General features: G+C 65.9%; 28 protein-coding genes and 1 tRNA gene. 11 read left to right on the top strand and 18 right to left on the bottom strand.

What is annotated here, in order from left to right; all coding sequences use genetic code 11:
• Positions 1-7: 7 nt before the first annotated feature.
• From ACW9UR_RS19685 to ACW9UR_RS19675, 3 genes are all read right to left on the bottom strand, one after another.
• Complete coding sequence (locus tag ACW9UR_RS19685) at positions 8-922, bottom strand: tetratricopeptide repeat protein (RefSeq protein WP_458918769.1); 915 nt, start codon at positions 920-922, stop codon at positions 8-10.
• Positions 923-987: 65 nt separating this feature from the next.
• Complete coding sequence (locus ACW9UR_RS19680; RefSeq protein WP_458918768.1) at positions 988-1,584, bottom strand: YfbR-like 5'-deoxynucleotidase; 597 nt, start codon at positions 1,582-1,584, stop codon at positions 988-990.
• Complete coding sequence (locus tag ACW9UR_RS19675) at positions 1,581-2,561, bottom strand: glycosyltransferase family 8 protein (RefSeq protein ID WP_458918767.1); 981 nt, start codon at positions 2,559-2,561, stop codon at positions 1,581-1,583. Before ACW9UR_RS19675 ends, ACW9UR_RS19680 begins: the two co-directional genes overlap by 4 nt.
• 239 nt (positions 2,562-2,800) lie before the next feature.
• Here ACW9UR_RS19675 and ACW9UR_RS19670 point away from each other — a divergent pair, with 239 nt between their 5' ends.
• From ACW9UR_RS19670 to ACW9UR_RS19645, 6 genes are all read left to right on the top strand, one after another.
• Entirely contained in the window at positions 2,801-3,103 is a 303-nt protein-coding gene (locus ACW9UR_RS19670; RefSeq protein WP_458918766.1) for a hypothetical protein, read from the top strand.
• 93 nt (positions 3,104-3,196) lie between these two features.
• Positions 3,197-4,588 (top strand): adenosylhomocysteinase, encoded by a 1,392-nt coding sequence (gene ahcY / locus ACW9UR_RS19665; protein WP_458918765.1) that lies wholly within the window; start codon positions 3,197-3,199, stop codon positions 4,586-4,588.
• 118 nt (positions 4,589-4,706) lie between these two features.
• Positions 4,707-5,264, top strand: a complete 558-nt coding sequence (locus ACW9UR_RS19660) for a peptide-methionine (R)-S-oxide reductase (RefSeq protein ID WP_458918764.1) — start codon at positions 4,707-4,709, stop codon at positions 5,262-5,264.
• Positions 5,265-5,274: 10 nt separating this feature from the next.
• Complete coding sequence (locus tag ACW9UR_RS19655) at positions 5,275-5,802, top strand: peptide-methionine (R)-S-oxide reductase (RefSeq protein WP_458918763.1); 528 nt, start codon at positions 5,275-5,277, stop codon at positions 5,800-5,802.
• Positions 5,803-6,255: 453 nt separating this feature from the next.
• On the top strand, positions 6,256-6,507 hold the full coding sequence (locus tag ACW9UR_RS19650; protein ID WP_458918762.1) for a hypothetical protein: 252 nt from the start codon (positions 6,256-6,258) through the stop codon (positions 6,505-6,507).
• A gap of 139 nt (positions 6,508-6,646) precedes the next feature.
• On the top strand, positions 6,647-7,444 hold the full coding sequence (locus ACW9UR_RS19645; RefSeq protein WP_458918761.1) for an extensin-like domain-containing protein: 798 nt from the start codon (positions 6,647-6,649) through the stop codon (positions 7,442-7,444).
• A 74-nt stretch (positions 7,445-7,518) separates the two neighbouring features.
• Here the strand turns inward: ACW9UR_RS19645 and ACW9UR_RS19640 are convergent, their stop codons facing one another.
• The 3 genes from ACW9UR_RS19640 to tsaD form a co-directional block, all read right to left on the bottom strand.
• Positions 7,519-7,902 (bottom strand): DUF1761 domain-containing protein, encoded by a 384-nt coding sequence (locus tag ACW9UR_RS19640; protein ID WP_458918760.1) that lies wholly within the window; start codon positions 7,900-7,902, stop codon positions 7,519-7,521.
• Positions 7,903-7,966: 64 nt separating this feature from the next.
• Positions 7,967-8,389 (bottom strand): EVE domain-containing protein, encoded by a 423-nt coding sequence (locus tag ACW9UR_RS19635; RefSeq protein WP_458918759.1) that lies wholly within the window; start codon positions 8,387-8,389, stop codon positions 7,967-7,969.
• Positions 8,390-8,456: 67 nt separating this feature from the next.
• A complete protein-coding gene (gene tsaD / locus ACW9UR_RS19630) occupies positions 8,457-9,527 on the bottom strand; it encodes a tRNA (adenosine(37)-N6)-threonylcarbamoyltransferase complex transferase subunit TsaD (RefSeq protein WP_458918975.1) in 1,071 nt (356 codons plus the stop codon).
• Between the two features lie 71 nt (positions 9,528-9,598).
• On the opposite strand from tsaD, the gene ACW9UR_RS19625 reads away from it, so the two are divergent.
• The 4 genes from ACW9UR_RS19625 to ACW9UR_RS19610 all read left to right on the top strand — a co-directional run bounded on the left by ACW9UR_RS19625 (position 9,599) and on the right by ACW9UR_RS19610 (position 13,921).
• Positions 9,599-10,339, top strand: a complete 741-nt coding sequence (locus ACW9UR_RS19625) for a uroporphyrinogen-III synthase (RefSeq protein ID WP_458918758.1) — start codon at positions 9,599-9,601, stop codon at positions 10,337-10,339.
• 116 nt (positions 10,340-10,455) lie between these two features.
• Positions 10,456-11,982, top strand: a complete 1,527-nt coding sequence (locus ACW9UR_RS19620; RefSeq protein WP_458918757.1) for a COG4223 family protein — start codon at positions 10,456-10,458, stop codon at positions 11,980-11,982.
• A 20-nt stretch (positions 11,983-12,002) separates the two neighbouring features.
• Positions 12,003-13,727: a heme biosynthesis HemY N-terminal domain-containing protein gene (locus ACW9UR_RS19615; protein WP_458918756.1), complete on the top strand. Its 1,725-nt coding sequence runs from the start codon at positions 12,003-12,005 to the stop codon at positions 13,725-13,727.
• Positions 13,728-13,845: 118 nt separating this feature from the next.
• Positions 13,846-13,921: transfer RNA gene (locus ACW9UR_RS19610), tRNA-Thr, on the top strand.
• 34 nt (positions 13,922-13,955) lie between these two features.
• On the opposite strand, the gene ACW9UR_RS19605 is transcribed toward ACW9UR_RS19610, so the two are convergent.
• From ACW9UR_RS19605 to ACW9UR_RS19550, 12 genes are all read right to left on the bottom strand, one after another.
• Positions 13,956-14,795, bottom strand: coding sequence for an ABC transporter permease (locus ACW9UR_RS19605; RefSeq protein ID WP_458918755.1), 840 nt, complete (start codon positions 14,793-14,795; stop codon positions 13,956-13,958).
• Entirely contained in the window at positions 14,792-15,649 is an 858-nt protein-coding gene (locus ACW9UR_RS19600) for an ABC transporter permease (protein WP_458918754.1), read from the bottom strand. The genes ACW9UR_RS19605 and ACW9UR_RS19600 overlap by 4 nt, the downstream gene beginning before the upstream one ends.
• 39 nt (positions 15,650-15,688) lie before the next feature.
• Entirely contained in the window at positions 15,689-16,420 is a 732-nt protein-coding gene (locus tag ACW9UR_RS19595) for a transporter substrate-binding domain-containing protein (protein ID WP_458918753.1), read from the bottom strand.
• Positions 16,421-16,451: 31 nt separating this feature from the next.
• Positions 16,452-17,225, bottom strand: a complete 774-nt coding sequence (locus ACW9UR_RS19590) for an ABC transporter ATP-binding protein (protein ID WP_458918752.1) — start codon at positions 17,223-17,225, stop codon at positions 16,452-16,454.
• 181 nt (positions 17,226-17,406) lie between these two features.
• Complete coding sequence (locus tag ACW9UR_RS19585; protein ID WP_458918751.1) at positions 17,407-18,246, bottom strand: hypothetical protein; 840 nt, start codon at positions 18,244-18,246, stop codon at positions 17,407-17,409.
• Between the two features lie 9 nt (positions 18,247-18,255).
• On the bottom strand, positions 18,256-18,777 hold the full coding sequence (locus tag ACW9UR_RS19580) for a 2,4'-dihydroxyacetophenone dioxygenase family protein (RefSeq protein ID WP_458918750.1): 522 nt from the start codon (positions 18,775-18,777) through the stop codon (positions 18,256-18,258).
• Between the two features lie 11 nt (positions 18,778-18,788).
• Positions 18,789-19,469 (bottom strand): RraA family protein, encoded by a 681-nt coding sequence (locus ACW9UR_RS19575; protein WP_458918749.1) that lies wholly within the window; start codon positions 19,467-19,469, stop codon positions 18,789-18,791.
• 25 nt (positions 19,470-19,494) lie between these two features.
• The gene (locus ACW9UR_RS19570; protein ID WP_458918748.1) at positions 19,495-20,190 is read right to left on the bottom strand and encodes an SDR family NAD(P)-dependent oxidoreductase; all 696 of its coding nucleotides are present in this window, start codon (positions 20,188-20,190) and stop codon (positions 19,495-19,497) included.
• Positions 20,187-21,692, bottom strand: a complete 1,506-nt coding sequence (locus ACW9UR_RS19565; protein WP_458918747.1) for a tripartite tricarboxylate transporter permease — start codon at positions 21,690-21,692, stop codon at positions 20,187-20,189. The genes ACW9UR_RS19570 and ACW9UR_RS19565 overlap by 4 nt, the downstream gene beginning before the upstream one ends.
• Positions 21,692-22,159, bottom strand: a complete 468-nt coding sequence (locus ACW9UR_RS19560) for a tripartite tricarboxylate transporter TctB family protein (RefSeq protein WP_458918746.1) — start codon at positions 22,157-22,159, stop codon at positions 21,692-21,694. The genes ACW9UR_RS19565 and ACW9UR_RS19560 overlap by 1 nt, the downstream gene beginning before the upstream one ends.
• 21 nt (positions 22,160-22,180) lie before the next feature.
• Complete coding sequence (locus tag ACW9UR_RS19555) at positions 22,181-23,140, bottom strand: Bug family tripartite tricarboxylate transporter substrate binding protein (RefSeq protein WP_458918745.1); 960 nt, start codon at positions 23,138-23,140, stop codon at positions 22,181-22,183.
• A gap of 22 nt (positions 23,141-23,162) precedes the next feature.
• The gene (locus ACW9UR_RS19550; protein WP_458918744.1) at positions 23,163-23,903 is read right to left on the bottom strand and encodes a FadR/GntR family transcriptional regulator; all 741 of its coding nucleotides are present in this window, start codon (positions 23,901-23,903) and stop codon (positions 23,163-23,165) included.
• A 225-nt stretch (positions 23,904-24,128) separates the two neighbouring features.
• Here ACW9UR_RS19550 and ACW9UR_RS19545 point away from each other — a divergent pair, with 225 nt between their 5' ends.
• Entirely contained in the window at positions 24,129-25,214 is a 1,086-nt protein-coding gene (locus ACW9UR_RS19545; protein ID WP_458918743.1) for a TRAP transporter substrate-binding protein, read from the top strand.
• Positions 25,215-25,279: the final 65 nt, after the last annotated feature.

The following is a 25,279-nucleotide window of genomic DNA, read 5'->3' as shown; positions in this document are numbered from 1 at the left end:
GGGAAACCTAGGCGAATATCATCGATGACAAGCGCCGGCGGCCTTTCTGCGCCGCGGGATCCTTCGGGCCCAACGCCTCGAACAGCTTGAAAAGCTGCTCCTTGGCGGCGCCCTCGTTCCACTCGCGGTCGCGTCCGAAGAGGTCCAGCAGCGTTTCGATCGCCTCGGCGGACTGCCCGGCAGAGACCTGCGCCATCGCCAGATCGAAGCGCGCCTGAAGGTCGTCCGGGTTGGCGTCCACACGGGCCAGCGCCTCGGCCACTTCTCCCGCGTCCTGTACGTCGCTCGCCAGTTCCAGCTGCGCACGGACAGCGGCGATGGCGGGGTCGTTCCTGCCTTCCTCGGGCGCGCCGTCGATCAGCGCCTGGGCGCGGTCGACTTCGCCAAGGGCGATATGGGCACGGGCCAGACCGGCCAGCGCCTGCATGTTCGAAGGCTCCTCACCGAGAATGGCGGCGAAGGTCTGGGCGGCGTCTGCGACGGCGCCTTCCTCGAGCATCTGTTCGGCGGCCTCCAGCGCCTCGGCCAGGCCGCCGTCACCGGCTGGGCTTTGCGCGATCAAACCGTCGATGAATCGCTTCACCTCGCCCGCGCTCTGCGCGCCCATGAAGCCGTCGACCGGACGGCCGCCGACGAAACCGTAGACCGCCGGTATCGACTGCACGCGCATCTGGCCTGCAATCATCTGGTTCTCGTCTACGTTGACCTTGACCAGCTTGACCTTACCGCGCGCGTCGCGGACGGCCTGCTCAAGCACCGGGGTCAAGGTCTTGCACGGGCCGCACCACGGCGCCCAGAAGTCCACGATGACCGGCACCTCCATCGAGGCATCGACCACATCGGCCATGAATGTCGCCTCGGAGCTGTCCTTGATCAGGTCATCCCCGGCGGTTTCCTGCGCGTTCTGTCCGAATTCCAGCATCGGCCCCGTCCTTTATTCCGCTGACGCGTTTCCCGATCCCATATAGGCCGCCAGACCGCCGGACGCTAGGCCTCGACCTCGGCGCAGAGCGCCGCATGGCGGGACAGGAAATCGGCCTTCACCTCCATCGGCGGGCGCGGATCGAGCCGGAACTCGTTCAGGTCCGGCGACGAAGGCGGCCGCGAGAAGTGCTTGTTGGCCTCGGCCTCGGTGAAGCCGGCGATCTGCGTCGCCTCGAGCCACGCGCTGATCCGGTCAGCGCGCTTGATCAGCCGCTTGACCGTGATCGGCAGGGTCTTGGGCAAGCCGAAGCGCATGTGGACCGCCTCGGCCAGCCGCGCGTCCATCGCCTTGTAGGAGGGGCCGACAGCAGCCTTCACCGGCGAGATCATGTCACCGATGACGTATTCTGGCGCGTCGTGAAGCAGCGCCGCGAGCCGCCAGTGCGCAGGCGTTTTCGGGGCGATCAGCACGACCAGCCGCTCGACCAGCAGCGAGTGCTCGGCCACCGAATAGGGAAAATCGCCGCGGGTCTGCCCGTTCCATCGCGCGACGAAAGACAGGCCGTGCGCGATGTCCTCGATCTCGACGTCGAGCGGCGAAGGGTCGAGCAGGTCCAGCCGCCGCCCCGAGAGCATTCGTTGCCAGGCGCGCGCGGTCATCGCGACCCCGCCGGCGAGATCACGTCCAACGCGCTTTCGAAGCGCGAAAGGTAGCGGCGCGTGGAGCTTTGGGAGACGAAGTGTTTCATGAGCATCTTCCCCATGAATTCCCGGTTCGCGAGCGGGTCCGCGGATGCCGTGGGCGTATGCAGCTCGGGATAGTGGCGGGCCATGAAGCGGTCGAAATGCTGCCACAGGGGCAGCGGGAAGCGGCCGTCGTTGGTATTCCACGGCTTTGCCGGACCGATGAAATGCAGCAGGTGCGCGCCCTCCATCATCCCGAACAGCCGGGTCGAGCGGGTGTCCTGCCAGTTCCACATCGGCGAAAGCTCAGCCCAGTCCGCGCGCAGCACGCAGTTGAGCAGCGTCTGGTCATGGCCGATCAGGTTGTCCTTGTGCTCCAGCCCGAAGGCGACGCAGCGGTCGCGCATCTCGCGCGCCTCGAAGGCGGGCACGTCGATCAGCAGGACCCCGCTGTTGAAGTATGGTCCGGCGGGCCAGCCGAACCGGCGGTACTGCTCCTGCTTGCGGTTCGGTGTGCGCCACTGGATGTGGTCGCGCACGGCAGCGACGACATGGCCCTTCATGTCGACGTCGAGAAGGGCCGAGAAGTCACCGCGCTGCACGAAGATGTCCGCATCCAGATAGAGCAGCCGGTCGTACTCGTCAGCGAAGATCAGCGGCAGCGCGAGCCGCATGTAGACCGCCTCGGTCCGCCGCGCGTCGAGCCGCAGGCCAGCGAAATGACCGCCGGTCCTGACGGCGATCCGGCGCAGGCCGAGATGCTTGAACCCCGGCGGCAGTTCGGGCAGGTCCTCGGAGCACAGGCAGATGTCGAAATCGCGGTTTGGGTGCAACTCCGCTATCTGCTGTGCGGCCGCCAACGCGAACGGCATGTAGTTGCCATCGCAGGAGAAGACGACGGCCTTCCGCGCGGAGGCCGGGCGATCGGCAGAAGATAGGCTTATCTCGGTCATCGCGGTCCAGATTGCCGGGAACGGGCGTGCTCAGGCGGGGGTGCTAGCACAGGGGCGCGGACCGCGAAAGCAGGCTTCTGCCACGCTCGTGATCCCCAGTTATTTGATCCGCAAAGTTTCAGGGCCATATTTTATTGTAAGCGCGGACATCCCGTATCGGCGGTCCGTGCACCGAGGCAGCGCCACCGAGGGTGTTTCCCATGCTCCCGGCGGACTGACCGACAGGACAGGAGCGGATCATGAGACTTACCACCATGGCCGCCGCGGTCGTCGCCCTGTTTGCGCCGGTCGCGGCAAAGGCGCAGTTTGCCTGCGCGCCGAGAGCGGACCTGATCGAGAGCCTTGCCCAGAGCCACGGCGAGCAACTGACGTCGGGCGGCTTGTCCGGTCCGGGCAAGCTGGTCGAGATCTGGACCGGCGAGGACGGCAGCTGGACGATCCTGCTGACCGACGCGGCCGGAACCAGTTGCATCATGGCTGCGGGCCAGGACTGGATCGAGTTCCCCATGCAGCCTGAGGGACTGCCCGCCAGCGCCGGGTGACACGGCGCGCACCCTGCGTCCTCGCGCCCGTTGAGACACTGCCACACCAGTGCTAAGTGACCCTCCAACACCGAGTTGCACGGGATCCCAGAAATGGCGCAGGACTACATCATCAAGGACATCGCGCTGGCCGACTACGGCCGCCACGAGATGGACATCGCCGAAACCGAAATGCCGGGCCTGATGGCCCTGCGCGAGGAGTTCGGAGAGTCAAAACCGCTGAAAGGCGCGCGCATCGCGGGCAGCCTGCACATGACGATCCAGACCGCCGTCCTGATCGAGACGCTGACCGCGCTCGGCGCGGAAGTCCGCTGGGCATCGTGCAACATCTTCTCGACCCAGGATCATGCCGCAGCAGCGATCGCCAAGGCCGGCATTCCAGTGTTCGCCATCAAGGGCGAGACGCTCGAGGAGTATTGGGACTACGCCGACAAGATCTTCGACTTCGAGGACGGCGCGAACATGATCCTCGACGACGGTGGGGACGCCACGCTCTACATCCTCATGGGCGCACGGGTCGAGGAAGGCGAGACCGACCTGATCGCGGTGCCGAAATCGGAAGAGGAAGAAGCCCTCTTCGCGCAGATCCGCAAGCGCATGGCCGCCAGCCCCGGCTGGTTCGTCAAGCAACGCCACAAGATCCAGGGTGTCACCGAAGAGACCACCACCGGCGTGCATCGTCTCTACCAGATGATGGAGAAGGGACACCTGCCGTTCCCCGCGATCAACGTCAATGACAGCGTCACCAAGTCGAAGTTCGACAACAAGTACGGCTGCCGCGAGAGCCTGGTCGACGGCATCCGCCGCGCCACCGACGTGATGATGGCCGGTAAGGTTGCCGTCGTCTGCGGTTATGGCGACGTGGGCAAGGGCTCCGCCGCCTCGCTGCGGGGCGCCGGCGCCCGTGTAAAAGTCACCGAAGTCGACCCGATCTGCGCGCTGCAAGCGGCAATGGACGGCTTCGAGGTCGTACTGCTCGAAGACGTGGTATCGTCCGCTGACATCTTCATCACCACCACCGGCAACAAGGACGTCATCCGGCTCGAGCACATGCGCGAGATGAAGGACATGGCGATCGTCGGCAACATCGGCCACTTCGACAACGAGATCCAGGTGGCCGCGCTAAAGAACCACAAGTGGACCAACATCAAGGACCAGGTGGACATGATCGAAATGCCCTCGGGCAGCCGCATCATCCTGCTGTCCGAAGGCCGCCTGCTGAACCTCGGCAACGCCACCGGCCACCCGAGCTTCGTGATGTCGGCCAGCTTCACCAACCAGGTGCTGGCGCAGATCGAGCTCTACACCCGTGGCGAGCAGTACCAGAACCAGGTCTACATCCTGCCCAAGCACCTCGACGAGAAGGTTGCCCGGCTGCACCTGGCTAAGATCGGCGCCAAGCTCACGAAAATGAGCGATGACCAGGCTTCCTATATAGGCGTGAAGGCAGAGGGCCCTTTCAAACCCGAACATTACCGCTACTGATGCCAGAGATCCCGCGTCCGGCGGCCCCACCGCCGGACGTCACGCAGCCTTGTAGCCGGGTTTACCGGCCGCGGCTGTATCCTTGAGGGCAGGTCACGAACGCCCGAAAGGAAGCACCATGAGTACCCCGAATGGACCAACGCGCCGCGCGCTGCTGAGAGGCGCCGCGCTAGCAGGCATCGGGGCATCGCTGCCCGGTTCTGCCCGCGCACAATCCGTCCCCAAATATGGGGATACCGCCTACCCCTACGAGGTCACCCGGACCGAGGCGGAATGGCGGGATCTGCTCTCGGAAAAGGAGTACGAGATGCTCCGCGAGGGCGGGACCGAGTTTCCGACCAGCGATCCGAAATGGAACGACTACAGCGCCGGAGAGTTCGCGTGCGGGGGTTGTAACCTGCCGCTCTACTCCTCGGAGTGGCGCGCGCCGATCGAGCTGGGCTGGTTGTTCTTCTACCACTCCCACCCGGACGCAGTCTTGACCGGCATCGACCGCGGCAACCCCTATGGCGGCGGAAACGAGGCCCGGATGGGCAGCCCCGACAATCCCGAGCGCACGCTGATCGAGACCCACTGCCGCCGGTGCGGCAGCCATCTGGGGCATATCGTCCACATCGACGGCGAGCTGGTACACTGCATCAACGGCGCGTCGCTCAGCTTCACCGCGATGTCCTGAGGGCAGCGAGATGGTGGTACATTATCCGAACCGTCGCGGCTTTCTTGCTCGCACGCTCCTCGCCGCCTCGGCCTTGCCGACATTGATCGTGGGCCGTGCATCTGCCCGGCCCAGCCGCAATTTCACCTTCGACTACGAAATCACCAGGACCGAGTCAGAATGGCGGTCGCTGCTCAGCGACTACGAGTTCGCCATCCTTAGAAAAGGCGGCACGGAATGGGCGCGCAGCTCGCCGCTCTGGGACGACTACCGAAAGGGGGAATTCCACTGCAAAGGCTGCGAGCTGCACATCTATTCCTCCGAATGGCGGGTAGAGCTGACCAAGGGCTGGGTGTTCTTCTCGCACAGCCAGCCAACCGCAGTTATGACGGATATCGACCCCGGCAGCCCCTACGGCCGGTCCGAAGACGACGTCCCCGAGATCGAGGTTCATTGCCGCCGTTGCGGCAGCCACCTCGGCCACTTGCTGACGGTGGAGGACAAGCTCGTCCACTGCATCAACGGCGCCTCGCTGTTGTTTACCCCCGAGGCCGGCTGATCCGCCTAAGGGCCGGGCTAGCCGGAACCTGGGGCCGAAGGCGATTCGTCTTCGGCCCCTTTTTGTTGCCCCGGTCCGCAGTTCTTTCCCCCAATTTGCCCGGTTCATCCGCTCACGGCTAAGCAACGCGAACGTGTGCTGCGTGACGTATCCCTAATTCTCACGCAGTTCGTGACTGAGCGTAACACCACATGCGTCCGATCCTTCACGCGCCGGTCAGAGGGCGTGATCGCCAACCGATCTCAAGAGCCTGATCTGGAGTGCTTGTCCCGCCCGGCGCACGCGGTTTGAAACATTCCATGCGCAGGTCGGAATCAACATATCTGTCAAGGCAAATACCGCGTGAAGCGCCGTGAGAAGGACGTGTTTTGAACGGCTGCCCGGGATGGCTCAAACCAGTTTGCACAGGCCGGGCGGTTCCGGTCTGCACCAGAGAACAAAGGGAAACACGCCATGAAAACCTTCGCTACCGCACTCGTGCTCTTCGCTTCGACGACTGCCTTCTCGACCTCGGCCTTCGCGATGGGCGAAGAGCTGTCGATGCTGGAGCTGGCGACGACCAACGCGTTCCAGCAACTGAACGTGGAAAATGTGGACGTGATGTCGCTGACGGTTTCGCAGCTGGCACAGATCCGCGGGGTGCTGGAGTCGGACATCAGCGACAACGACAAGAAGCGCCGCATCGAGGCGATCGCCACCAACTGATTACCCCTGATCCCCGGCGCAGCCGCGCCCATAAGCGGTCCGGTTCCCCCCGCCGGGCCGCTTCTGCCATCCGCTGCGGGGTGGTCAACGATCGATCCCGTCGTATAGTCGCCCCGTCCATTCATTTCCGAGGCCGGGCGTGTTCCCCCATTTCCTGAGACATCGCGAACCCGCGGAGCCGACCGAGACCGACGCCCCACGCCCGCCGGTCACCATGGGCGGGATCCTTGGCGCGCTCGGCTCGATGGTCGGCTGGGTCCTGCTGCTGGTCTTCGTCGTCGTCGCCGGAGCGGCGCTTGGTCCAGGGATCCCCGACCGGCTCAACCCGCTGGCCCCGCTGGACCCCGAGGCGCCGCCCGGCCCGCTCACCGCGTTCAAGCTTGACCGCGCAACCCGCTCGCCCGAGGCGTGCCGCGCGGTCCTCGACCGGATCGAGACACCCGGCATGATCCGTATGGCCGACCGCCAGATCAGCGCCGAGTGCCACATCACCGCGCACACGCAGGTCCGGAAACTCTCGCGCGCCCTGGTCGCCCCGGTCTCGACCAGTTGCCCCGTGGCGCTGAGGCTTTACCTTTGGGAACGCCATGCAGTTCAACCCGCGGCGCAGGCGCGACTGGGCCAGGGGGTGACGCAGATCGGCCATCTCGACAGTTTCAGCTGCCGACCGATCCGCACCGAGGACGGCGACGGCGAAGCGATGAGCGCCCATGCGACCGCCAGCGCAATCGACATCACCTCGGTGGTGCTCGACAGCGGCCGACGGCTGACCCTGCAGGACGGCTGGCGCAACCCCGACAGCGACATCCGCGCTTTCTGGCGGGACCTGCGCGACGACGCCTGCACCTGGTTCCGTACGGTGCTCGGTCCGGACTTCAACAGCCTTCACCAGGACCACTTCCACCTGGCTCAGGGCCGCTATCGCAGCTGTCGCTGAAGCGCGATTGCCTTCCATGTTCCCAAAGTATCCCCGCCGGAGGCTCCAGCGGTAACCACCCATAGCGAAGCCCGTCAGAAAAGCCCCAGCACCAGCCCCATGATTGCGCAGCCGACCACGGCATAGGCGCCGTCGATGAACATCAGGCTGCGCGGCCGCCCTGCGAAGCTGTAATTGGTCACGATCCAAGGCGCGGCGATGAAAGCCCCGAGGCCCAGGCCGGTGACAAGTCCCGCGAACGGACCATCGATGCCGCCCATGACCAGGATGTGCCGCATCATGCCCGCGACCACGACGGTCGCGACGAAGCTGACCACGTAAGGCAGCGGGTTCTTGCGGTCTATGGTCTCTTCGGTCAGGCCATTGGCGGCCATCCACGGCTGCGCCATCTTCATGTACCAGACCGAGCCCCAGGCGTAGCTGGCAATGGCTGCGACTAGAACGGCGACAATGCCCATGGGACCCTCCGAGGCTGAGACCGGCCCACTATTGCACGGGGCCCACTCCGGTCAAAGATCCGGCTCAGTCGCCCTGCCAGCCGCCCATTTGGCAAATGGTCTTCCACTCGTCCGCGGTGACAGGCTGCACCGACAGGCGGGTGTTGTTGACCAGCACCATATCCGCCAGTGCAGGTTCCCGCTTGCAATCGTCGAGCGTGATAGGCGTCGGCATCGGGCCGATTGCCTTGATGTCCACGCATTCCCAGCGCGGATCGTCGGTCTTGCTGTCAGGATGCGCTTCGGCGATGACCTCGACCACGCCGACGATGCTCTTTTCCTTCAGCGAGTGGTAGAAGAAGCCGCGGTCGCCGATCTTCATCTCGCGCATGTTATTGCGGGCCTGGTAGTTGCGCACGCCATCCCATTCCTCGCCCGCGTCGCCCTTGGCGACCTGGTCGTCCCAGCTCCAGGTGCCGGGTTCGGATTTGAACAGCCAGTAGCGCATCGGCGCATCCTCCAGATTGCGTGCCCAGTTTGCAGCGTGATGCAGATTGCCCAGCCGGGCGGCGAGTTCAAGCCTTCGCGCCCTTCTTGCCCGCGCCGAGCAACGGTGCCGCCCCTTGGTCCAGCGGCCACCGAGGCCGTGCCATCAGCGTCAGGTCCGAGGTCGCGCCCGCCGCCGCCTGCTCGATCCCCGCCCAGGCGATCATCGCGGCATTGTCGGTGCACAGGCTCAACGGAGGCGTCAGGAAACCCGCGCCTGCCTCGTCCGCCACCTTGCGGAGCGCACCGCCGATGGTCTTGTTCGCCGCCACACCACCCGCGACGGCCAGCACCGGGGCCTTCCCGCCGAAGTCGGCCAGTGCGCGGCGGGTCTTCTCGGCCAGCACGTCCGCCGTCGCAGCCTGGAAACCGGCACACAAATCGGCCCGATCCGCGCGGGTCAGCCCGCCCTGTTCCGCGACCAGTTTGTCGACCGCGCGGCGCACGGCCGTCTTCAGCCCGGAAAAGGACATGTCGCAGCCAGGCCGGTCCAGCAGCGGACGCGGAAAAGCGAAGCGCTTGGGGTCGCCCTGCGCCGCCTGCCGCTCGACCTCGGGACCGCCGGGATAGCCCAGGCCCAGCAGGCGTGCGGTCTTGTCGAAGGCCTCGCCCGGTGCATCGTCGATGGTCCCGCCCAGCCGCCGGAAGTCCTGCGGCCCGTGGACGGCCAGGAACTGGCAATGCCCGCCCGAGACCAGCAGCAGCAGGTAAGGGTAGTCCACCCCGTCCGTCAGCCGCGGGGTCAGCGCATGACCGGCAAGGTGGTTCACGCCCAGCAGCGGCACGCCAGAGGCGACCGACAGGCCCTTGGCACACATCACCCCGGCCAGCACGCCGCCGATCAGCCCGGGTCCTGCCGTGACCGCGATCAGGTCAAGGTCCGGCAGCGCCACCTGGGCCTGTTTCAGCGCCTCGGCCACGCAAAGATCCACGCGCTCGGCATGGGCGCGGGCCGCGATCTCGGGCACCACACCGCCATAGGCCGCATGCAGCAGCGCCTGATCGTAGACCACCGACGACAGGATGCGCCGGTCGGACGTGACGACGGCGGCCGCGGTCTCGTCGCAGCTGCTCTCGATTCCGAGGCACAGGTCTGGCATGGTCATCGGGCCTGGTGCTCCTGCCGGGCGTTTGTTTGCCAAGAAGTCGCGCGCCCGGTACCACCGGGGGCATGAACGCGCAACCTGATGCCTCGCGGCAGTGTGACAAGCCCCGGCTTCTGATCCCCCGCCCCGCGCGGCAGGCAGAGGCATTCGCCGCCCAGGTCGAGCAGGCCATGCCAGGCCGCTGGGATTGCGTCACCGCACCTCTGATCGAGATCCGCTATCACCCTGGCCCCGTGCCGCTGGACGGGATCGACCGGTTGATCCTCACCTCCGCCAATGGCGTTGAAGCCTTCGCTGCGGCCAGCGAGCGCCGTGACCTGCCCGCGGTCTGCGTCGGCGAGGGAACCGCGCAGGCCGCGCAGGCAATCGGGCTGGAGGCACGGATCGCCGGTCCCGATGCGCAAGGCATGCTGCGCACCTTGGCCGCCGAACCTCGCGGGCCGCGCAGTCTACACGTGCGCGGCGCACATGCGGCGGCGGACATTGCGGGGCAGTTGACCGCGCGGGGACATCCAACGGCAGAAGTGGTACTTTATGATCAGATCGCGCGGCCGCTGCCCGAAACGATCCGCAGGGACCTCGAAGTGGGGCGCTTCGGCGGTGTCACCCTGTTCTCTCCGCGCACCGCCCGGCTGCTGCGCAAAGCGCTGGAAGGAGGAACGCTGCCCGCCGGGTCGATCGTTTTCTGCTTGAGTCCGGCGGTCGCAACGGCGGCATCCCCGGGTCTTGGCGGGCGCGTTCTGGTGGCCAATACACCATCGGCAAGCGGCATGCTGGCGCTCATGCGCAGTGCCGAGGCGCGGTGAATCGTCCGGACCCGGCCGTTTGGGTTGTGAGGGCCTTGCGCTACCTCTAGAACTTAGTGGGGGAATCCGGCCAAAAACATCTTCCGACCAGCAGACAGTTCCAAGGCGGCACGTTCATGTCCAAGTCACAGAATTCCGACGAAAATCCGGACAAGAAACCCGGAGAGGCCGATCAGGTCGAAGACCGGTCGGATGCCGAGGGCTTGAAAGAAGTCCCCGAGCAGCCTGAAGCAGAGGCTTCGGACACTGATGAGCCGGACGATTCGGCGCTCGTGCTCTCCGAGGATGCGGCTGTCGACACTCCCGAAGATGCCGAAGCGGAGAAGACCGAAGGCGATTCCAGCGCTGACACCGACGCCCGTAGCGATGGCGAAACCGTCGGCGCGGCGCTTGCCACTGCACCTTTGGTGAAGGACGGCAGCGATCCGGTCGCCGAAGCACCGATCTATCCGACCGAGACCGAAGAGGACGACTACGGCCACGACACCGAGGAAGAGCATTCCCGGTCGCTGGCCTCCCGTGTCCTGACTGCGCTGGTCCTGCTGCTTGTCGGCGGCGGTCTCGCGCTTTGGGCCGCACCGCGGGTCGCCCCGCACCTGCCGTCGGCGCTCGATCCGGTGAAGGTCCACCTCCTCCCCGGAGAGTCTTTGAGCCAAACACGGATTGCCGCGCTGGAAGCGGAGCTTGGCGGCCGAATCGAAGCTATCGTGCCGGGCATTGACGCCGAGGAAGCGACCGCGCTTGCCAACCGGGCCGCTGGGGACGCCGAGGAGAGGTTGGCGGGGCAGCTTGCCGAAGTGGAAACGCGCCTCGCGGAGCTTGATGACCGCATGGCCGCAATCGACGGCGCCAGCGTCGAGGGCCGGTTGTCGCAGCTGGAAACGCGGCTCGAGGGCCTGTCAGCCGAACTTTCGGGGCTCAGCGCATTGCAGACCGAGGGTCTGAGCGACGAGCAGCTTGCCGAATTGAACCAGTTCCAGGCCGCGGTCGAAGGCATGCGTGCCGAGGTGGCGAGCCTTGCCGACCAGCAGGGCGGGCTGGCTCAGCGGATCGACGAGGTCGAAACCGCCGTTCAGCGCCGTCTGGACGAAGCCGACGCCGAGGTTGCCGCCGCCGAGACGCAGGCCGAGCAGGTCCAGTCGCTGGCGGTCGCCCGTGCGGCGATTGCCACCATCGAGGCCGCGCTGTCCTCCGGCGAGCCCTATGAGGACGCGCTTGAGCGGATCCGCGCGAACACCGATCAGACCTTGGCCGAGGGACTGGTTTCCGCCGCGCCCAATGGCGTCGCGACCCTGGTCTCGCTGCGTGGAAGCTTCCCGGACGCGGCCCACCAAGCAATCCGCGCGACGATCCGCGACGAACGGCAGGAATCCGGGCTGAGCGGCCGCATTGCAGGCTTCCTGGAGTCGCAGGTGGCCAGCCGGTCGCTGACCCCGCAAGAGGGCGACAGCACCGACGCGATCCTCAGCCGAGCCGAAGCCGCACTGGCGCAGGACAATCTCGGCGCCGCCGTCGAGGAGCTTCAGGCCCTGCCTGCGCCCGCCGCCGCCGCCATGGGCGACTGGATCCGGCGTGCCGAGGCCCGGGTCTCCGCCCGCAGCGGATTTGCCGAGCTGAATGCCGCGCTGTCGGCGCAGAACTGACCTGAAAGGACCTTCGCCAAATGCTCTGGTCACTCCTCAAGATCCTTCTGTTCATCTGTGTCGCTGCCGGGCTCGCCTATGGCGCCGGGCTGCTGCTGGAAGCACCGGGCGAGGTTCGCATCGCCTTCGTCGGACGCGAGTTCACCCTGTCCCCCTTGGGCTTTGTGATCGCGCTTCTGGTTCTTCTGCTGGCCACTTGGGTCATCCTTAAGATCGTCGGCTTCCTGGTAGCGCTGTTGCGTTTCCTGACCGGCGACCAGACCGCGATCACCCGCTATTTCGATCGCAACCGCGAGCGCCGCGGCTTCGACGCGCTGGCCCAGGCCATGTTCGCGCTGGCCGCGGGCGAGGGGCGCAAGGCACAGGCCAAGGCCCAGCAGGCTGAACGCCTGCTGAACCGGCCGCAGCTGACCCGGTTGGTGAACGCGCAGGCCGCCGAGTTGACCGGCAACAGCGACCGGGCGCTGAGCTATTACAAGGAAATGCTCACCGACGAGCAGACCAAGTTCGTCGGCGTGCAGGGCCTGCTGCGCCGCAAGCTGGCCGAGGGCGACACCGACACTGCGCTGAAGCTCGCCGAGAAGGCCTTCGCGCTGCAGCCGCGTCACGAGGGTACGCTGGACACGCTCTTCGGTCTGCAGGCTCAGGCACACGACTGGGGCGGTGCGCGCAAGACGCTGGCGGCCAAAGTCCGCGCGTCGGCGTTGCCGCGCGACGTCGGCAAGCGCCGCGAGGCGGTGCTTTCCCTAGCCGATGCCCGTGCCGCCTTGGCCGACAACGAACAGACCAAGGCGCGCGAGGCGGCCTATGCGGCCAACAAGCTGTCTCCGACCTTTGGCCCGGCTGCCGCGCTGGCCGCTGAATTGCACGCACAGGCGGGTGACAAGCGGCAGGCGGCGCGCATCGTCAAGAAGGCGTGGACCGAGTCGCCGCACCCGGACCTGGCCGCCGCCTTCGCGGCCATCGCGCCCGAAGAGTCGCCGACTGAGCGCCGCAAGCGCTTCGAGCCGCTCTTGAAGATCCAGCCCGACCACCCCGAGACGCGCATGGTCGCCGCCGAACTGGCGCTTTCCGACGAGGATTTCCCCGGCGCACGCCGCGCCCTGGGGAACCTTGCCGAGACCCGGCCAACGGCCCGCAGCCTGGCACTAATGGCCGCGATCGAGCGGGGCGAAGGCGCGCCAGACACCGTCGTGCGAGGCTGGCTCGCCAAGGCGCTCGACGCCCCACGGGGCGAGGCCTGGGTCTGCGAAAGCTGCAACACGGTCCACGGCCAATGGGCGCCGATCTGCGACAACTGCCAAAGCTTCGACACGCTGAGTTGGAAGGTTCCGCCGCAAAGCGACGACACTGGCAGCACTGCCGCGGCCATGTTGCCCCTGATTGTTGGCGCGCTAGAGGATCGCCGCACGCCCGAGGAGCCGGAAGACGAACCGTTCGAGGCGCAAGCGGAAACACCGAAAGCCGAGCCCGCCGAACCCGCACCACCCAAGGAACCGGCCCCGGCAGCGCCATCGGCAAACGACGTGTCGACTCCCGCCTCGCCCCCCGCTTCTGCCCCCAAAACAGAGCCGGAAGCGGACGAACCGGCGCAGGCCGACACCACGATCGACGTCACACCGGGTGAGCCCGGCGGTCCGCCGCGTTTCGAGCGCGCCGGACAGCAGCCCGAGCCGGTCCCGCCCCGTCCGGACTACGCCCCGGAAATGGATCCGGACGACGATCAAGAGACCCGCACCCGCTGACAGCGGCGGCGGGTATCACCGCGCCCGGATCGACGTTGAAAGACGCTTGCGGGCGCGGCCGTCTGCCGTTAGAAGCGCTGGGCATCGCGAGGGCGGTCCCCGCCCGCGATACGGAAGTGCCGCTGTAGCTCAGCTGGTAGAGCACGTCATTCGTAATGATGGGGTCGGGGGTTCGAGTCCCTTCAGCGGCACCACTTCCTTCCCCGAAAACGGAAAAGTAGATCTGCGTTAGCGGATGAACTGCGGTCGCAGGCGGATGCGCGCGCGTTGTGCCGGCGCCAAATGTCGGTTCAGGCGGCGGTTCACCCAGCCGAAAGCCAGGATCAGCATGAGCGTTGCCAGTACGAAATAGCCGGCTGCTATCGGATAGGCGACGAAGGGGTTGAAGGTCTTTTCCGCGAAGTAGTTGGCGTAGTAGAGCGCGTCGCCCTCCTGCCGCCAGGTCGGGAAGGACGAGAAAAATACAAGCGTAGTGGCGTGGAAGAGGAAGATAGCCTCGTTCGTGTAGGCGGGCCAGGCGAGGCGCAGCATGGTCGGCCACACCACCCGGCGGAAACGTTGGCGCGGAGACATGCCGACCGCCATCGCCGCTTCGACGTCGCCGCGCGGTACGGCGCGCAGGGCGCCGTTGAAGATCTCGGCGGTATAGGCCGAGGTGTTCAGGAACAGCACGATCAATGCGCCCAGCCACGCCTTGGTCATCCAGCCGGTCTGCGCGCCGATGGTGACGAAGCCCAGGTCCAGCTCGAAGCCGGTGCGAGGGATCATCACGAACAGCTCGTAGGCGAAGAAGAACTGGATGAAGAGCGGTGTGCCCCGAAACAGGTAGATGAACGCAGAGGCAGGGCGGCGCATGAGGCCGTTCGGGCTGGACTTGGCGAGCGCCAGCAGCGTCGCGAAGAAGAAGCCCAGCACCAGCGCCATGATCGCAAAGTAAAGGTTCCAGATCAGCCCAGAGCCGATCAGGACGACCTGCTGGCAAAGGCTGATCTCGCCCGAGGGCAGCAGCCGTTCGCCGATGCCGACGGCGCGCAGGCCATAGGCGGCTATTGCCTCGGAACAGGTCATGCGCCCATCACCTTCTGCCCGCGAGACAGCCGCGCCATCAGTCGCTCGTAGCCGTGCTGGCTGGCCCAGGTCAGCAGCAAGTAGAACACCATCAGCCCGGCGAAGTAGTAGGCCCGCCAGTCCGGGTGCGGATAGTCGTAGATCTGCGTCTTGGCCCCGCCCAGCTCTCGCGCCCAATAGACGACATCCTCGACGCCCAGCAGGAACAGGAGCGGCGTCGCCTTGATCAGGATCTGCCAGAGGTTCGAGAGGCCGGGCAGTGCATAGATCCACATTTGCGGCAGGTGCACCCGACGCATGATCTGCGCAGGCGACATGCCGACGGCGCGCGCAGCCTCGAGCTGGCCTTTGGGCACCGCCTTCAACGCGCCATCCATCACATTGGCGGCGAAAGCGCCGAAGACCAGCGCGTAGGCGACGAGCGCCAGCAGAAATCCGTAGGTCTCATGCACCCAGGGCGCGGCGCTCGACAGTGGCAGCTTGGCGTCGGCGCAGACGACGAAGTCGTTACCCCGTCGGATCGGCTCGGTCACCTCGGGGCACAGAACATGGTGCCGCGTCCATTCCAGCGCCTGGTCCAGCGCGATCGGCACGAACAGGAAGAAGATGATGTCCGGCACGCCCCTCACCATCGAGGTGTAGACGCTCGCCAGCCAGCGCAGCGGCGCAATCGACGACCGTTTCGCCAGAGCGGCTCCCAGCCCCATCGCCAGCGACGCCGGCGCAGCGAGCGCCAGGAGCCCTAGCACTACGAGGAAGCTGAAATAGAACGCCAGATGCTTGCCCGTCGTGAGGTAACAGGCCAGCCACGGAAGACCGCTGAGGGTGGAGGGATCTGCGCAGGACTCGAACATGAGAAGAATGGGGGCGCTGCTACGCGCCCCCTCCAGCTATCAGAACGTCTGCGCGTCCGGGCCGAACCACTTGACGATCAACTCGTTCAGGGTCCCGTCTTCCTTTACCTGAGTGATCGCTGCATCGAGCTTCTCTTTCAGCTCGGCATCGCTCTCGCGCAGACCGACACCGATACCGTCGCCCAGGACGATATCCTCGCCGATGAACTCCAGCTCGCCGTTCGACTGCTCGACGATGGGCTCGAGGAAGGCCTTGTCGGCGATCACGGCATCGACTTCGCCGTTCCGGACGGCAGCGACGGTTTCCTCGGGGTTGGCGAACTCGACCAGCGTCGCGCCGGAAGAGGCGACGTGCGCCGACTGGATCGTGTTGGTCTGCGCGGCGACGACGCCGTCCTTCACATCCTCACCGGCGCCGGCCATTGCGACATAAGCCGACGGATCCGGCGGGAAGTAGGGCTGAGTGAAGTCGATGACCTCATCGCGCTCTTCGGTGATCGACATGCCCGCGATGATCGTGTCGTAGTTGCCGGAGACGAGGTTCGGGATGATCGAATCCCACTCGTTGGTGACCCAGGTGCACTCGAGGCCGGCCAGTTCGCAAAGTCGGTCGCCAAGCTCGCGCTCGAAACCGTCGACCTCGCCGTTGTCGTTGATGAGGTTGTACGGAGGATAGGCGCCCTCGGTGCCCATGCGTACGGTCTGGGCCGCGGCCGGGACCGCGAAGGCTAGGAGTGCGGCGGCGGCAATCGCCTTGCTCGCGATGGTCATGTGTCAGTCTCCCTTGATTGGACTGGGGGGGTCAGAGAACGCTTGCAAGAAATGCCTTGCAGCGTTCGGACTTGGGTGCACCGAACAGGTCCCTTGGCGGGCCTTCTTCCTCGATACGTCCCTGGTGAAAGAACATGGCGCGGGTCGAAACCTCGCGGGCGAAGCCCATCTCGTGCGTGACGACGACCATTGTGCGCCCCTCGTCGGCCAGACCGCGCATCACGCGCAGCACCTCGCCTACCAGTTCGGGGTCGAGCGCCGAAGTCGGCTCGTCGAAAAGCAGCACTTCGGGGCGCATGGCAAGCGCGCGGGCGATCGCCACGCGCTGTTGCTGGCCGCCGGAAAGCTGCGCCGGATAGGAGCCGTGCTTGTCCGCGATTCCGACCTTTGCGAGCAGGTCCATTGCCTCGTCCCGAACCTCGTCTTTCGGGCGCTTCAGGACTTGCACCGGGCCTTCCATCACGTTCTGCAGAACGGTCATGTGGCCCCAGAGGTTGAAGTTCTGGAATACCATGCCAAGCCGCGCGCGAAGGTGCTGGATTTGCTTCGGATCCACGCCAGACAGGCGGCCGGACTTGTCGGCGCGAACGCGGATCTCCTCGCCGTTCAGGACGATGCGGCCGCGGTCCGGGGTCTCGAGAAAATTGATGCAGCGCAGGAAGGTTGACTTGCCGGAGCCGGAGGCGCCAATGATCGAGATCACGTCGCCCTTTTGCGCCGACAGCGATACGCCCTTGAGGACTTCGAGATCACCGAAGCTCTTGTGGATATCCTCGACGACAAGCGCCGCTTCGCCGTTCTGCATCACCTCTCCCGATTGCGCTGCGCCATTGCACTACACCGGCGTTGCGCGGTGCTGGCAAGTGGTTTGACGCATTAGGCCAGATTGGCGCGGTGTTTCCGCGAATCTGCTAATCGCGGCAAAAAGCCAAATCGCAGGGCGCGGCGCAAGACTTTCCGCAAGGTCAATCAAGCGAGAGGACACGCTAGGCGGGAGGCTCCAGGGTGATGGTCACCTGCCAGTCGGCGTGCCCTCCGGGTTCGAGCGTGCGGAGCCCACCTTTGGTGCGCGCTGAAGTGATGTTCTCGGCGGGGGCGGTAGCGGGTTCAATGGCCATGCGATGTGCGGGAGCCTGCTCAGGCAATCCGCCGAAATTCAGCCAAAGCCCACAGTATCCAGCCTGCGTACCATCCCAGCGGAACCGGATCCCGCCGTCGGGCCCCGAGATACCCGGCGCCGCATTACCTTGCGCACGAGCGTAGGTTTTTTGGACGATGCCAGCCTCGATATGCGGAACACGATTGCCCGTCAGCCCAGCGTGTAGCGGTGGGTCGAATGCGTCGAGCCCGTCGAAGATGAGGGACTCGCCCGGCCGGGTGTCGAGGATGAAGTGCTGGCTCCAGATCCACGGCATCGGGCCGTCGGCGTCCGCGGGACGGATTACGGTGTAGGCAGCGGTCACCGCGTTGCCCTCCACACTCAGCCGCCGCTGGAAGCGGTAGCCGGGGCCGTCGTAGGTTGACAGGATGGAGTTGCAGTTGACCTCGCAGGTGTGCGGGCGGTCCCAGAGATCGCCGTGATCCCTGGGCGCACCGCCCTCGGGGTCGGCGGCGATGGTGGGGAAACATTCGTCCCAGGCGCAACCGCGTCCGACGAACACGTCACTGTCCTTAGGCGCATCCAGCGGCGCGGGCGAGGGAACCGGGTGCGCCCAGTTGCGGCCGCTGCGCAGGTCTGTCAGTTCGACCACCCGCGCCCCGGCCTTGGGCAGCAGGACCAGGCGGAGAACTTCGGTTTCAAGCGTCAGGGTCCTGCTGTCGGTCATTTGCCTGTCCTACCGGATGAACTGGTCGACATAGTCGGTGCCAAGGCCGACCTCGGTATAGTGCTTGCGGCACATCTCGATCTTGGTGAACACATCCTCAAAGCCCAGATGCTTGCCCCACGGATCGACGTAGTACATCACGCCGTTCACCTGGAAGAGCGTCATCATTTCTTCGACGTGCTCGGGCACGACCAGTGTATGAGTCTCTCCCGGCGGCTCGTAGACATAACCGCCTTCGGTCGCGACCCAGTCATGCTCAAGGTACTGCCAGCGGCCCTTGAGGACGAAGCCGTGCACCGGGTTCGGGTGCCGGTGGCGGCTGAGAACACCCGCGCGGCGCACCTTGAGAATGTTCACCCAGTAGCCCTGGCTGGCGTTCAGGCACAGTGGCCGGAACCAGACGTTCTCGGCCTGAGGCACCCAGACGCGCTCGTCCGTGGGAACGGCGTCAGGAACGACGATATCTTTACCGGCCTCAGGCGGCATCGGCAGTTGGTACGGCATTCGTGCCTGGTCTTGCGTATCGCTCATGTCTCTGTCCTTCACATCACGCCAAATGTCTCGAGCGCCTGCGTGGCGGACATGCCGCCCTTGATCGCACGCTCGACTTCGTTCTCGGTCTCGGCTTTCTCGACGGCGCGGCGGATGGCTTCCTCCTCGGCCTCGCGGGGTATCACCAGAACGCCCTCGCGGTCGCCGAACAGCAGTGCGCCCGGCTCTATCCGCACCCCGTCGATCTCGATCGCGCAGCGGTAGTCGATGACCTTGCCGCGCGGCCCCTGATCCTGGGCGTAGACGCCGCGGCAGAAGGTCGGGAAGCCCAGCGCCTCGATCCCGTCGGCATCGCGCACATAGCCATCGAGAATCGCACCGGCGGCCTTGAGATAGGTCGCACGGGTCGACATCAGTTCGCCCCAGAGCGCGTAGCGCAGCGAGGCACCGGTGGCGATGTAGACCTCGCCTTCCTTCAGATCGTCGAGCGCTTCCAGCATCAGGCCGAAGGGCTTGTGCGCGAGCGGGCCTTTCGCGGCTTCGGAGCCGTCGTCGTAGACGTCCGCCTCAAGCACCGGCATGGCGCGCCCGGCGATCTTCATCCCCGGTTTCAGCGGCGCGATCCCGGCGGGCAGGAACTGGCGGCGCAGACCCATCTGATCAAGCACATCGCCCACAACGGCGGTAAACAGCCGGGTCTTGAGCAGATCGAAGAGTTCGGTATCGGTCATGTGGTTTCCCCCTTGTTCTGATTGTTCAGGCCGATGCGAAGCCGCCATCCACGGGCAGGATCGCCCCGGTGACGAAACCCGCCGCGTCCGACGCCAGGAACAGCGCCGGGCCGACCAGATCGGAAGGCTGGCCCCAGCGGCGCATCGGCGTGCGGCCGATGATGGCAGCCGAGCGTTCCTCGTTCTCGCCCAGCGCCTGGGTCAGCGCGGTGGCGATCCAGCCCGGAGCGATGGCGTTGACGCGGATGCCGTCGGCGGCCCAGGCGACGGCGAGCGATTTGGTCAACTGGCCGATCCCGCCCTTTGACGCCGCATAGGCCGGGGAAGTCGCGCTGCCGAAATAGGTCAGCATCGAGGCGGTGTTGATCACGCACCCCCCTGCCCGCTTGAGCGCCTCATGGGCCGCCGCGCAGCAGCGCTGGCTGCCGTTGAGGTTCACGTCGACGACTTCGGCGAAGCCTTCGGGCGTGAACTCGGCGCCGCCTCGGCGGATGATGCCGGCGGCGTTTACCAGCACGTCGATCCGCTCGAACCCGGCGAAGAAGGCTTCGACCCCCGCGCCCTCCCGCACGTCGAGCTGGGCGAAGCTGATGCCCCCGGCGCTGTCGCCCGGCAGTTCGTGCCCGGTAGCGGTAACGGCATCGCCCTGTGCGGCAAAACCTTCGGCGATGGCGCGGCCGATGCCGGTCGTGCCGCCGATGACGATGACGGTGCGGCTCATGCCAGTCCCCTTTCGGCCTTGGGTCGCCACGCCTTGCGCAGCGACAGGAAGATCAGCAATGCCCAGATCAGCAGGGTAACGGCGCCCAGCGTGCCCCCGATCGGGCGCGCGAAGAACTCGAGCGCCTGGCCATCGGACTTGATGATCGATTTCATGAAGTTTTCCTCGATCAGCGGGCCAAGGATCAGCGCCAGTATCATCGGGGCCAGCGGGAAGTCGTTTTCTTCCAGCACGAAGGCCAGCAGGCCGAGGATCAGCATCACCCAGATGTCGAAGACGGTGTTGTTGGCGGCGAACGCACCGATGACACAGAACAGCAGGATGACCGGGAACAACGCCCGCTGCGGAATGGACAGCAACCGGCGCGAGCCCAGGATGGCGACAACGCCCAGTGGCAGCATGATCAGGTTCGCAAGGATGAAGACGACGAAGATCGCGTTGACCAGGCCTGCGTCCATGACAAAAACCATCGGTCCGGGCGTGATCCCCTTCATCAGCAGCACGCCGATCAGAATCGCGGTGATCGTGTCGCCCGGGATGCCGAAGACGAGGCTGGGCACATAGGCGCCCGAAAGCGAGGCGTTGTTGGCGCTGGAGGCGCTGACGATGCCCTCGGGGTGGCCGGTGCCGAACTTCTCGGGCGTGCGCGAGAACCGCTTGGACAGCGCGAACGCGATCCAGCTTGCGATATCCGCGCCTGCGCCGGGAAGCGCGCCGATGACCGAACCCAGCACGGACGACCGCGCGACACCGCCCTTGTAGCGCCAGATCGTGCCGCCAACGCCGTGGAGCATCGCGCTCACGCGCAGCGGCGGCACTTGCGGCGGCTGCTGCGGGTCGGCCGATTTGCGCAGGATCTCGGTGATCGCGAACATGCCGATCAGAACCGGGATGATCGAAATGCCGCCGATCAGCTCGGTATCGCCGAAAGTAAAGCGGCGGATGCCCATGACCACGTCGATACCGATGGTCGACAGCATAAGCCCGATGCAGAGCGACAGGACACCTTTAACCGCCGGACCGGTGCTGACCATGACCGCGCAGGAAAGGCCCAGCAGCGCCAGCCAGAAATACTCATAGCTGGAGAAGCCAAGCGAGAAGCGCGCGATCTGCGGTGCCGCTAAGATCAGGATAGCGACCCCCACCAGCCCGCCAATGACCGAGCAGACGAGGTTCACGCCCAGCGCCAGCTCGACCTGGCCCTTCTCGCGCATGCGGAACGCCTCGTCGGTATAGGCGGCCGAGGCCGGTGTGCCGGGGATGCGCAGCAGCGCGCCGGGAATGTCCCCGGCAAAGATCGCCATGCTGGTTGCAGCGACGATGGCGCCGATCGCCGGGATCGGGTCGAGGAAGAAGGTCAGCGGCACGATCAGCGCCGTGCCCATCGTGGCGGTCAGCCCGGGGACCGAGCCGATGGCCAGTCCGTAGATCGCGGCGGCTACGATGACCAGCAGGACCTCGGGCACGAAAACGGCGCCGGTGGCGGCAAGTAGCGCATCCATCAGTAGATCACCTCAGTCAGGATACCCAGCGGCAGCGGCACCATCAGCAGTTTCGCGAACAGAAGCCAGATCGCCAGCGACGCGCCCGCCGCGGTCAGCAGCGCATTCACCGGGCGCACACCGTTGTTGAGCAGCATCAGAAGCAGAAGCGCGGGAACGACGATGGGAAAGCCGACCGGTTTGGACAGCAGGATGTAGGCGACCACGAACAGCGGCACCGCCAGCATCCGGCGAAGTCCGCCCGGGGTGCGCATCCAGTCGGCAATAGCCAGGGCAGGCGCGCGATGGCGCAGCCCCGACAGGATAAGCCCGGCGCCGCCCAGCAGCATCACACCGGCAATGATCGTGGGAAAGGTACCCGGACCAAGCGGCTGATCCGGGAGGGTCGGGAATGTCCGCGCTTCCAGCAGGATGAGCAGCGAGACGATGACGAAGACGCCCCCGAGGATCGCGTCATTGAACTTCATGCGCGGACACTCCCCTTTTGCTTACTGGCCGAGGCCGAGCTTGCCGATCACTTCGGCGTTCGAAGCGGCGGCGTCGGTCATGAAGGCACCGAAGTCCTCCGAGGCCAGCCAGCGCACGCCGAAGCCACGCGAGGCCATGAACTCCTGGAACTTCTCGCCTTCGAAGACGGTCTGCAGCGCTGCTTCCAGCTTACCAGCGGCGTCCGCGTCCAGGCCTTCGGGGCCGACGATCCCACGCCAGGTGCCGCCGACCGAGGCGGTGCCGACGGCCTCTTCGGCGGTGGGCACATCCGGATAGGCCTCAAGCCGCTCGGCCGACAGCACGGCCAGCGTCTTTACGAGGCCCGCGCTGCGCATCGAGTCCGCCTCGGGCAGCGAGGACGGGACGATAGCGACACCACCCGCGACCAGTTCCTGGAAGCCCGGTGCGGCGCCCTGGCTGGGAACGACCGGCACGGATTTCGGATCGATGCCGTTGGCGTTCAGGAAGCCCGCGAAGGCCAGGTGATAGGCGGCGCCCACCGGGAAGCCCGAGGCCTTGTACTCGCCCGGGTTCGCCTTGATCGCCTCAAGCGCGGCGGCGGCGTCTTCCCATTCGCTGTTCGCATGCACGTTGAAGGCTGAAGCGTCAAAGTTCACCAGCCCGATCGGGGTCATGTTCTCGGGACCGATCTCGGACGTGCCGATCGCGGCATAGGTGGTGATCTCCGCGGTGGCGAGTCCGATGGTGTAGCCGTCCGGATCGGCCTCGATCATCGCGGTGTGGCCGACGATGCCGCCCGCGCCGGTCCGGTTCACAACGTTGACCGGCACGCCCAGCTCGGCGCTCAGGCCTTCGGCCACGGTGCGGCCCACGGCATCGGTGCCGCCGCCGGCGGACCAGGGCACGATCAGGGTGATCGGGCGCTCGGGGTAGTCGGCCAGCGCCGGAGCGGCGAAAGCCACGGACATGGCGAGCGTCGCCAGAAGTTTGGTCTTCATGAAAATCCTCCGTTGATGAAGATCAGTCGTCCCGGGCGGCAGCCTCGGAAGCGAACATCAGGTCAGTGTCGGACTCGGCCTGCCGCAGCACCTGCTGCATCGCCAGGCGCGCACCCTCGGGGTCGCGCGCGGCGATCCTCTCGGCCACGGCACGGTGGTTCGGCACGTTGCGCAGGAAGTTGCCCGGCACGGCGATCAGCGCGTCGAAATTCGCCCGCAGCGCCTGCATGATCGCCCGCGCGATGCAGGCGATGAACCGGTTCCCTGTAGCGTCCGCGACGGCGAGGTGAAACTCGAGGTCTGCCTCGACCGAGGCCGCGTGATCGCGTCCCTCGGCGGTCTGCTCCATCCGCGTGAGAACCTCGAAGATCCGGGCGACCTGCTCCTCGGTCGCGTTGCGCGCGGCATCCGAGGCGGCAAAGGGTTCGACCATTTCACGGACGCGCAGAATCTCGTGCATGAAGCCGGCGTCCGCACCCGCGGGTCCGGTGGACCATTCGATCAGGTCGATGTCGAGGGCATTCCAGCGCTCGCGCGGCAACACCACCGAGCCCCGACGCGGAGCGATCTCGACCATGCCCTTCGCCACCAGCAGGCGCATCGCCTCGCGCAGCGTATTGCGAGAAACCGCGAAGGTGGCGGCAAGCTCAGCCTCCAGCGGCAGGCGCTCGCCCTCGGCGAACTCTCCGTTGATGATCGCGGTTCCGATCGCACGCGCGGCGGCGTGCGAGCCTGATACCCAGGGCTGCTGCGGATCGGTCACGTTTCCCCCAATGGTCGGGCCAGAATTGCCCGCCGGATTATTTGGTAGGATGAATAGCCAGATGGCCTCGGGCTGTCAAACGAGATTGACGCAAGGGAACCCAAGAGCGCGGATTCCACCGCCCCTTGCAAGGCTATGGACAAGGCAGGGACACTATGAAAACCATTGCGCGCACCTTCGTGGCTGAGAACTAGCCGCAGGGTTTCGACGTCTGGGAGGATATTGATGGATCGTCGCAAGTTTATCAGCAGCGCCGCAATCGGCGCTGGCGCTATCGCTCTGGCTGCACCGGCCATCGCGCAGGACAAGATCACCTGGCGCATGGTCACAACCTGGCCCAAGAACTTCCCCGGCCTGGGTGTTGGCGCACAACGCCTGGCCGACCGCATCACCGCCGCCTCGGGCGGACGGCTGACTGTTCAGGTCTACTCTGCCGGCGAACTGGTCCCGCCGCTGCAGTCGTTGGACGCCGTGATCGACGGCACCGCCGAAATGAGCCACGGCGCAGCCTACTACTGGCAGAACAAGTCGACCGCCCTGTCGTTCTTCACCGGCGTGCCCTTCGGCATGACCGCGCGCGAACTGACCGCATGGGTTCGCTACATGGGCGGCCAGGAGCTGTGGGACGAGATCTACGACCAGTTCGGCGTCAAGGGCTTCCTGTCGGGCAACACCGGCACCCAGGCCGGCGGCTGGTTCCGCGAGGAACTGGCCGGGCTCGACAGCATCAAGGGCCTGCGCTTCCGCACCCCCGGCCTCGGCGGCCGCGTATGGGAGAAGCTGGGCGCCACCGTCACTAACATGGCCGGCGGCGAGATCTTCCAGGCTCTGCAGTCGGGCACGCTGGACGCCGCCGAGTTCGTCGGCCCCTACAATGACCTTGCCCTGGGCTTCTACCAGGTGGCGAAGAACTACTACTTCCCGTCTTTCGTCGAGCCGGGCCTCGCAACCGAGTTGGTCGTCGACAAGGCCAAGTTCGCCGAACTGCCCGAAGACCTGCAGGCCATCGTCGAATATGTCTGCGCGGCCGAATACGACCAGGTCGCCTCGGACTTCTACGCCAACGACCCGCGCGCGCTGCAGACGCTGGTCAACGACCACGGCGTGAACGTACAGCAGTTCCCGGACGAGATCGTCCAGGCTGGCGCCGCCGCCTCGAAAGAGCTGATTCAGGAGCTGCAGGACAGCGACGACGACCTGACCAAGCGCACCACCGCCAGCTTCCTCGAGGCGCTGAAGCTGCTGCGCAGCCGCACCGAGCAGATCGACGGCGCCTTCATCCAGGCCCGGCAACAGTATCTGGATCTCTGATCCCGGCAGACATCCCGAACGACGAAGCCCGGGCCTCGGCCCGGGCTTTTTTCTTGGCTGATTAG

This window comes from Halovulum sp. GXIMD14794 (assembly GCF_054457455.1).
This window is presented reverse-complemented; position numbering and strand designations above follow the sequence as displayed.

What these genes read in the sequence shown, in the direction of transcription:
- ACW9UR_RS19575 (WP_458918749.1), bottom strand. Translation starts at nt 19,469, where the DNA reads ATGACCGATACCGAACTCTTCGATCTGCTCAAGACCCGGCTGTTTACC.
- ACW9UR_RS19670 (WP_458918766.1), top strand. Translation starts at nt 2,801, where the DNA reads ATGAGACTTACCACCATGGCCGCCGCGGTCGTCGCCCTGTTTGCGCCG.
- ACW9UR_RS19655 (WP_458918763.1), top strand. Translation starts at nt 5,275, where the DNA reads ATGGTGGTACATTATCCGAACCGTCGCGGCTTTCTTGCTCGCACGCTC.
- ACW9UR_RS19615 (WP_458918756.1), top strand. Translation starts at nt 12,003, where the DNA reads ATGCTCTGGTCACTCCTCAAGATCCTTCTGTTCATCTGTGTCGCTGCC.
- ACW9UR_RS19565 (WP_458918747.1), bottom strand. Translation starts at nt 21,692, where the DNA reads ATGGATGCGCTACTTGCCGCCACCGGCGCCGTTTTCGTGCCCGAGGTC.
- ACW9UR_RS19660 (WP_458918764.1), top strand. Translation starts at nt 4,707, where the DNA reads ATGAGTACCCCGAATGGACCAACGCGCCGCGCGCTGCTGAGAGGCGCC.
- ACW9UR_RS19560 (WP_458918746.1), bottom strand. Translation starts at nt 22,159, where the DNA reads ATGAAGTTCAATGACGCGATCCTCGGGGGCGTCTTCGTCATCGTCTCG.
- ACW9UR_RS19605 (WP_458918755.1), bottom strand. Translation starts at nt 14,795, where the DNA reads ATGACCTGTTCCGAGGCAATAGCCGCCTATGGCCTGCGCGCCGTCGGC.
- ahcY (WP_458918765.1), top strand. Translation starts at nt 3,197, where the DNA reads ATGGCGCAGGACTACATCATCAAGGACATCGCGCTGGCCGACTACGGC.
- ACW9UR_RS19570 (WP_458918748.1), bottom strand. Translation starts at nt 20,190, where the DNA reads ATGAGCCGCACCGTCATCGTCATCGGCGGCACGACCGGCATCGGCCGC.
- ACW9UR_RS19680 (WP_458918768.1), bottom strand. Translation starts at nt 1,584, where the DNA reads ATGACCGCGCGCGCCTGGCAACGAATGCTCTCGGGGCGGCGGCTGGAC.
- tsaD (WP_458918975.1), bottom strand. Translation starts at nt 9,527, where the DNA reads ATGCCAGACCTGTGCCTCGGAATCGAGAGCAGCTGCGACGAGACCGCG.
- ACW9UR_RS19675 (WP_458918767.1), bottom strand. Translation starts at nt 2,561, where the DNA reads ATGACCGAGATAAGCCTATCTTCTGCCGATCGCCCGGCCTCCGCGCGG.
- ACW9UR_RS19625 (WP_458918758.1), top strand. Translation starts at nt 9,599, where the DNA reads ATGAACGCGCAACCTGATGCCTCGCGGCAGTGTGACAAGCCCCGGCTT.
- ACW9UR_RS19635 (WP_458918759.1), bottom strand. Translation starts at nt 8,389, where the DNA reads ATGCGCTACTGGCTGTTCAAATCCGAACCCGGCACCTGGAGCTGGGAC.
- ACW9UR_RS19590 (WP_458918752.1), bottom strand. Translation starts at nt 17,225, where the DNA reads ATGCAGAACGGCGAAGCGGCGCTTGTCGTCGAGGATATCCACAAGAGC.
- ACW9UR_RS19685 (WP_458918769.1), bottom strand. Translation starts at nt 922, where the DNA reads ATGCTGGAATTCGGACAGAACGCGCAGGAAACCGCCGGGGATGACCTG.
- ACW9UR_RS19640 (WP_458918760.1), bottom strand. Translation starts at nt 7,902, where the DNA reads ATGGGCATTGTCGCCGTTCTAGTCGCAGCCATTGCCAGCTACGCCTGG.
- ACW9UR_RS19555 (WP_458918745.1), bottom strand. Translation starts at nt 23,140, where the DNA reads ATGAAGACCAAACTTCTGGCGACGCTCGCCATGTCCGTGGCTTTCGCC.
- ACW9UR_RS19600 (WP_458918754.1), bottom strand. Translation starts at nt 15,649, where the DNA reads ATGTTCGAGTCCTGCGCAGATCCCTCCACCCTCAGCGGTCTTCCGTGG.
- ACW9UR_RS19595 (WP_458918753.1), bottom strand. Translation starts at nt 16,420, where the DNA reads ATGACCATCGCGAGCAAGGCGATTGCCGCCGCCGCACTCCTAGCCTTC.
- ACW9UR_RS19585 (WP_458918751.1), bottom strand. Translation starts at nt 18,246, where the DNA reads ATGACCGACAGCAGGACCCTGACGCTTGAAACCGAAGTTCTCCGCCTG.
- ACW9UR_RS19650 (WP_458918762.1), top strand. Translation starts at nt 6,256, where the DNA reads ATGAAAACCTTCGCTACCGCACTCGTGCTCTTCGCTTCGACGACTGCC.
- ACW9UR_RS19620 (WP_458918757.1), top strand. Translation starts at nt 10,456, where the DNA reads ATGTCCAAGTCACAGAATTCCGACGAAAATCCGGACAAGAAACCCGGA.
- ACW9UR_RS19580 (WP_458918750.1), bottom strand. Translation starts at nt 18,777, where the DNA reads ATGAGCGATACGCAAGACCAGGCACGAATGCCGTACCAACTGCCGATG.
- ACW9UR_RS19545 (WP_458918743.1), top strand. Translation starts at nt 24,129, where the DNA reads ATGGATCGTCGCAAGTTTATCAGCAGCGCCGCAATCGGCGCTGGCGCT.